The 6,580-nt window shown below is 61.6% G+C and carries 5 protein-coding genes; 2 read left to right on the plus strand and 3 right to left on the minus strand.

Going from position 1 to position 6,580, the window contains the following annotated elements; genetic code table 11:
• Nucleotides 1-151 precede the first annotated feature (151 nt).
• From ACIONG_RS23905 to ACIONG_RS23915, 3 genes are all read right to left on the minus strand, one after another.
• Complete coding sequence (locus tag ACIONG_RS23905) at nucleotides 152-859, minus strand: SPOR domain-containing protein (RefSeq protein ID WP_103307342.1); 708 nt, start codon at nucleotides 857-859, stop codon at nucleotides 152-154.
• Nucleotide 860: 1 nt separating this feature from the next.
• Nucleotides 861-2,597 carry an arginine--tRNA ligase gene (gene argS, locus ACIONG_RS23910; protein ID WP_401303103.1) on the minus strand — a complete coding sequence of 579 codons (1,737 nt, stop codon included), beginning with the start codon at nucleotides 2,595-2,597 and terminating at the stop codon, nucleotides 861-863.
• A 239-nt stretch (nucleotides 2,598-2,836) separates the two neighbouring features.
• Entirely contained in the window at nucleotides 2,837-5,056 is a 2,220-nt protein-coding gene (locus ACIONG_RS23915; RefSeq protein ID WP_315445293.1) for a primosomal protein N', read from the minus strand.
• A 290-nt stretch (nucleotides 5,057-5,346) separates the two neighbouring features.
• Between ACIONG_RS23915 and rpmE the strand changes: the two genes are divergently transcribed.
• Nucleotides 5,347-5,577 carry a 50S ribosomal protein L31 gene (gene rpmE / locus ACIONG_RS23920; protein WP_103305455.1) on the plus strand — a complete coding sequence of 77 codons (231 nt, stop codon included), beginning with the start codon at nucleotides 5,347-5,349 and terminating at the stop codon, nucleotides 5,575-5,577.
• Nucleotides 5,578-5,642: 65 nt separating this feature from the next.
• On the plus strand, nucleotides 5,643-6,392 hold the full coding sequence (locus ACIONG_RS23925; RefSeq protein ID WP_401303106.1) for a thermonuclease family protein: 750 nt from the start codon (nucleotides 5,643-5,645) through the stop codon (nucleotides 6,390-6,392).
• Nucleotides 6,393-6,580 lie beyond the last annotated feature (188 nt).

The following is a 6,580-nucleotide window of genomic DNA, read 5'->3' on the forward strand; positions in this document are numbered from 1 at the left end:
GGGGCGCGAAGCGCCCCTGAATCCTGCAATGGCGGTAAGACTGACACACCGCGAACGCTGGATTTACGACTGCTGCGCAGCCGGTCGGGGATGAATCCCCTCACCACAGTGATTGTGGGCAGCCTCGGAGTGAGGTGCCCACGGGGAACTGTCAGCGGCTCTGGCGTTGTTGTAACAACAGGTTGCTGAAACCGGCGCCAGCCAGTTGTTTCTGCGCCGTGGTCAGCTGTTCGCGGTTGCTGAACGGGCCGACCAAAACGCGATACCAGGTTTCATCCTTGACCGTGCCGGACTCAACCGCCACCGCCTGCCCGAGCAGAATGATCTGCGCACGGACCTTGTCGGCATCCGTCTCTTTGCGGAACGAGCCGGCCTGGAGGAAGAACTTCGTCACCGGCGCCGCTTTGGCCACCGGTGGCGCTGGCGGCGGGGTAATCCCGGCCAGTGCCGCTTGAGCGCGTGCGGTGTCGATTTTTGCCGCTTCCGCCGGAGTGACCGGAGTCGTCGGCACTTGCGGTGTCGGCAGGGTTTTCTCCGGCACGGCATCCGGCGGCACGATCACTTCCGATTCCGGCAGCAGGGTGTAGAAGTCGTACTTCGGCTTCACCGGTTGCGTCGGGCTCGGCGGGGTCTTGTTGGCCTCGGCGATCTTCGACGCTTTCTGCTGTTGCGCCTGCTCGACCTTCTCACGCTTGACCGTGTCGCTGCCCTTGCCCGGCTCCAGCTTCATCAGGAACACGATGAACGCACCGACCGTCAGGCCGATGGCCATCCACAGCCAACCCGGAATCGGTTGCTTCGCAGGAGCTTGGTAACGGCTGGCGCCACGCTTGGGTGCAGGTTTTTTCTTGGCAGCCAACTTACATACGCTCCAGAGTTTCCAGACCCAACAGCTCCAGGCCTTGCTTGAGGGTGCGGCCGGTCAGCGCGGCCAGGCGCAGACGGCTCTGCATCTGGGCCGGCGTTTCGGCGGCGAGGATCGGGCAGTTCTCGTAGAAGCTGGAGAACAGACCGGCGACGTCATACAGGTAGGTGCAGAGAATGTGCGGCGTGCCTTTGTCGGACACGTTGTTCAGCACTTCGCCGAACTGCGCCAGTTTCGCTGCCAGCTCTTGCTCGTGTGCCGCTTCGAGAACGATCTGGCCGTCGACTTCGCTGAAGTCCTTGCCCAGTTTGCGGAACACACCGGCGACGCGGGTGTAGGCGTACAGCAGGTACGGCGCGGTGTTGCCTTCGAAGTTCAGCATCAGGTCGAAGTTGAAGCTGTAGTCGCTGGTGCGGTGCTTGGACAGGTCGGCGTATTTCACCGCGCCGATGCCGACGACTTTGGCGATGTTGCGCAGTTCGTCTTCGGCAAGCTCCGGATTCTTCTCTTTCACCAGGTTGTAGGCACGTTCCTGCGCTTCGGTCAGCAGGTCGATCAGCTTCACGGTGCCGCCATCACGGGTCTTGAACGGACGGCCATCGGCGCCGTTCATGGTGCCGAAGCCCATGTGTTCCATTTCCATCGGATGGGTCACGAAACCGGCCTTGCGCGCCACGGCGAACACTTGCTGGAAGTGCAGGGCCTGACGCTGGTCGACGAAGTACAGCGCGCGATCGGCTTTCAGCTTGCCGCTGCGGTAGCGCACGGCCGCCAGGTCGGTTGTGGCGTACAGGTAGCCGCCGTCAGCCTTGACGATGATCACCGGCAGCGGGTCGCCGTCGGCGTTTTTGAATTCGTCGAGGAACACGCACTGGGCGCCGTTGCTCTCGACCAGCATGCCGGCGGCTTTCAGATCGTTGACCACGTTGATCAGGTCGTCGTTGTAAGCGCTTTCGCCCATCACGTCGGCCATGGTCAGTTTGACGTTGAGCAGTTCGTAGATTTTCTGGCAGTGCGACAGCGAGATGTCCTTGAACTTGGTCCACAGCGCCAGGCACTCGGCGTCGCCGGCCTGCAGCTTGACCACCAGGCCACGGGCGCGGTCGGCGAATTCTTCGGACTCGTCGAAACGCTGCTTGGCGGCGCGGTAGAAGTTTTCCAGATCGGACAGCTCGTCGCTGGTGATCGGGTTTTCCTGCAGATAGGCCATCAGCATGCCGAACTGGGTGCCCCAGTCGCCGACGTGGTTCTGACGGATCACTTCGTCGCCGAGGAATTCGAGAACGCGGGCCACGCCGTCACCGATGATGGTCGAGCGCAGGTGGCCAACGTGCATTTCCTTGGCCAGGTTCGGCGCCGACAGGTCGACCACGGTGCGCTGCGCAGGACCAGCCTTGCGTACGCCAACATGGGCGTCGGCCAGCGCGGCGTCGAGGCGCGAAGCCAGAGCCTGAGTGTTCTGGAAGAAATTGATGAAGCCCGGGCCGGCGATTTCGGCCTTGGTAACGTTTTCGTCAGCCGGCAGTGCGGCGATGATTTTTTCCGCCAGATCGCGCGGTTTCATGCCAGCAGGCTTGGCCAGCATCATCGCGATGTTGCTGGCGAAGTCGCCGTGGGTCTTGTCGCGGGCGTTCTCCACCTGGATCGCCGGCGTCAGGCCTTCAGGCAACACACCTTCGTTGACGAGTTGGGTGAGGGCTTGTTGGATCAGCTGGCGAATGGTGTCTTTCATGGTCTTCTCTTTCGACCGCAAGCGCGGCGGCGCATCGATGCGCGGGTGGAAAAACTGGGCATTATCCGTTGCGAAGACGGGCTTGCCAACCTTAGCAGGCAGGATGTGGATGTGTGGTGACAAATAGACCGCTTTCGCGAGCAGGCTCGCTCACACATTGGATCTGCGGCGTTTATACATTATGTGTCTGGCATCAATCCCTTGTAGGAGCGAGCCTGCTCGCGAAGGCGATCTTCAGGTCAATACAAATCGACCGGATCGACATCTAAAGACCAGCGCACCGCCCGTCCACTCGGCATCTGCTCCAGCACCAGCAGCCAACTGGCGAGCAATCGATGCAGCGGTGCCCGTGCAGTCGCCTGCAACAAAAGCTGCGCACGATAACGCCCGGCGCGTCGTTCCATTGGCGCCGGCACCGGCCCGAGCAATTCAATCCCGCTCAGCCCCTGCTCGACCAGCAAACGCTCGGCCTCGCTGCACGCCTCGTCAAGAAAACCTTCAGCCTGCCCCGGCTTGTGCGCTTCAGCGCGCAGCAACGCCAGATGCGCGAACGGCGGCAGACCAGCGGCGCGACGCTCGCTCAGGGCCTGCTCGGCAAAGGCGAAATAACCCTGTTCGGTCAGTTGCACCAATAAAGGATGGTCGGCGAGGTGGGTCTGGATGATCACCTTGCCCGGCTCTTCTGCCCGCCCGGCACGCCCGGCGACCTGCACGATCAACTGCGCCATGCGTTCGCTGGCGCGGAAGTCACCGGAAAACAATCCGCCGTCGGCATCCAGAATCGACACCAGCGTGACCCGTGGAAAGTGGTGCCCCTTGGCCAACATCTGCGTGCCGACCAGGATGCACGGCTGGCCTTTCTGAATCGTTGCGAACAACTGATTCATCGCGTCCTTGCGCGAAGTGCTGTCGCGATCGACCCGCAGCACCGGGTAATCGGGGAAGAGGATCGCCAGGCGCTCTTCGGCGCGCTCGGTTCCAGCACCCACCGGGCGCAAATCGACCTTGTTGCACTTCGGGCACTGGCGCGGCGTGCGTTCGACGTTGCCGCAGTGGTGGCAGCGCAGTTCGCCGTAGCGCTGGTGCACGGTCATTCGCGCATCACAACGCGAGCACTCGGACATCCAGCCGCAATCGTGGCACAGCAGCGTTGGCGCAAAGCCGCGACGGTTGAGGAACACCAGCACCTGTTGCCCATTCGCCAATGTCTGGCCGATGGCTTGCTGCATCGGCCCGGAAATGCCGCTGTCCAGCGGACGGCTTTTCACGTCCAGGCGCAGGAAGCGCGGCTGCTTGGCACCGCCGGCGCGTTCGTTCAGGCGTAACAGACCGTACCGGCCGGTGTAGGCGTTGTGCAGGCTTTCCAGCGAAGGTGTCGCGGAGCCAAGGACGATCGGGATGTTTTCCTGCCGCGCCCGTACCAGTGCCAGATCGCGGGCGTGGTAGCGCAGACCTTCCTGCTGTTTATAAGAGCCATCGTGTTCTTCGTCGATGATGATCAGGCCCGGATTCTTCATCGGCGTGAACAGCGCCGAACGGGTGCCGATAATAATGTCGGCCTCGCCATCGCGTGCAGCGAGCCAGGCGTCGAGGCGTTCGCGATCGTTGACCGCCGAGTGCAGCAGGGCGATGCGCGCATTGAAACGCTGTTCGAAGCGGGCGAGTGTCTGCGGGCCGAGGTTGATTTCCGGGATCAGCACCAGCGCCTGCTTGCCGGCCTCAAGGGTTTCGCGGATCAACTGCAAATAGACTTCGGTCTTGCCGCTGCCGGTGACGCCGGCCAGCAGGAAGGCGTGATAACTGTCGAAGCCGGCGCGAATCGCTTCATAGGCGGCGCGTTGTTCGGCATTGAGTGGCAACTCCGGTTGCGCGAGCCAATGTTCATGGCGTGCGCCCGGTGCATGACGGCGGATTTCCACTTGCACCAGATTTTTCGCCAGCAGCAGATCGAGGCTGTCCTTGCTCAACATCAGTTTGCTCAGCAACTGATGGGCGACACCGTGCGGGTGTTGAGCCAATGTGGTTAGCGCCTCACGCTGGCGCGGTGCGCGGGCGATACGCGGGTCATCAACGCTGGCGCCCGGCACCACTGACCAGAAACGTTCCTGCCGGGCCTCGGCCGGTTCGCCCTGACGCAGCAACACCGGCAGTGCCCAACTCAAGGTGTCGCCGAGGCTGTGCTGGTAATACTGGGAAGTCCACAGGCACAGCTTGAACAGCGCTGGCGGCAGCGGCGGCGTGGCATCAAGCAGGGCCAGCGCCGGTTTGAGTTTTTCCACCGGCACTTCGCTGGTGTCGGTGACCTCGACCAGAATCCCGATCATCTCGCGCCGGCCGAACGGGACGCGCAGACGCATGCCCGGTTGTAATTGCTCGCGCAGCACGCCGACCGGCGCTCGATAGTCGAACAGGCGGCGCAAGGGCGATGGCAAGGCAAGGCGCAGAATGGCGTCGGGCACGCGGGGGGATCTCTATCAACGGACGATTAAAAGGACTGTGTAAATAGCCTGTGGGAGCGAGCCTGCTCGCGAAAGCGGTGTGTCAGGCGAAGAAAATGCTGGCTGATAGATCGTTTTCGCGAGCAGGCTCGCTCCTACAGAGGATCGCGTATTGGGTCGGGAGCCTAGCAGACGGTCGGTCTAAGGGACAGCTTGCGCGATTGACATTGTCTGGTAGAATCCGCGGCCTAATTACGTGCGGTATTCAACAATAGTGTTGAGTGGCGGCACGCTAGCCTGAGGAAGACATCATGAAAGCTGATATTCATCCAACATACGAAGTCACCGCAGTTACCTGCAGCTGTGGCAACAAGTTCGAAACTCGTTCGAACCTGGCCAAGCCTCTGGCGATCGACGTTTGCAACGAATGCCACCCGTTCTACACCGGTAAGCAAAAAACTCTGGACACTGGCGGCCGCGTTCAGCGCTTCGCCGACCGTTTCGGTGCTTTCGGCAAGAAACCTGCTCCAGCAGCAGAGTAAGGTTGAAGAGCCCGGTGGGCTTTTCCTCACTGCTGAAAAAGGCGTCCCTCGCGGGCGCCTTTTTTATGTCCGCGATTTGGCTGTCCGGCGCGCAGGCCTTCTGCCCGACGCCTTCGGAACTGACCACGGTGACGGTGCAGCGCGTGATCGATGGCGATACCGTGCGCCTGACCGACGGTCGCAGTGTGCGCATGATCGGCCTCAACACGCCTGAACTGGGCAAGCAGGGTCGCAGCGATGAACCGTTTGCCGTGGCGGCACGCAAACGCCTTGAGGCGCTGGTGGCCGATAGCGGCGGACGAGTCGGTTTGCGCCTCGGCAAGCAAGTCAAAGACCATTACGGGCGTACGCTCGCTCACCTCTATAACGTCAGCGGCGCCAGTCTCGAAGCGCAAATGCTCGCCGATGGCCTGGGTTTTCAGGTCGCGGTGGCACCGAATGTCGATCTGGTTGCCTGTCAGCAAGCCGCCGAGCGCAGCGCGCGTCAGGCGGGTCGAGGCGTCTGGCGGCAGTCTCCTGTACTGAAAGCAGAGCAGATCCAGCGCTCTGGTTTTGCCGTGGTCAGCGGTCGTGTGAGCAAGGTGCAGCGCAATCGCGGTGGAATCTGGATCGAGTTGCAGGACTCACTTGTATTGCGCGTTGCACCCAATCTGGTCGGACAATTTGACAATGCACGCCTGCAAGCTCTGAAGGGCCAGCAGATCGAGGCTCGTGGCTGGGTGGTGGATCGTTCGCGGCGCGGAGGATTGCAGGCGGGTCAACCGCGTTGGTTGCTGCCACTGACTGATCCTTCGATGTTTCAAAGTACCCGCTGAAGAAAAATTGTAGACATTTTTTCTTTCGATTGTGAACAGTCAAGCCCTTGTGCGCCGTGGCTCTTGGCCCAAAGTCGTAGGACAGGGCGCTTGACAGGGGTGACTGCTCAGTCTTGTGGGGACTTTGCGAGGCGCGTATCCTCGCTGACCAGTCTGTCCAACAGTAAAAAGCGGAATGCCAAAATGTC

This window comes from Pseudomonas sp. NPDC087817, from assembly GCF_044742875.1.
Classification (GTDB): domain Bacteria; phylum Pseudomonadota; class Gammaproteobacteria; order Pseudomonadales; family Pseudomonadaceae; genus Aquipseudomonas.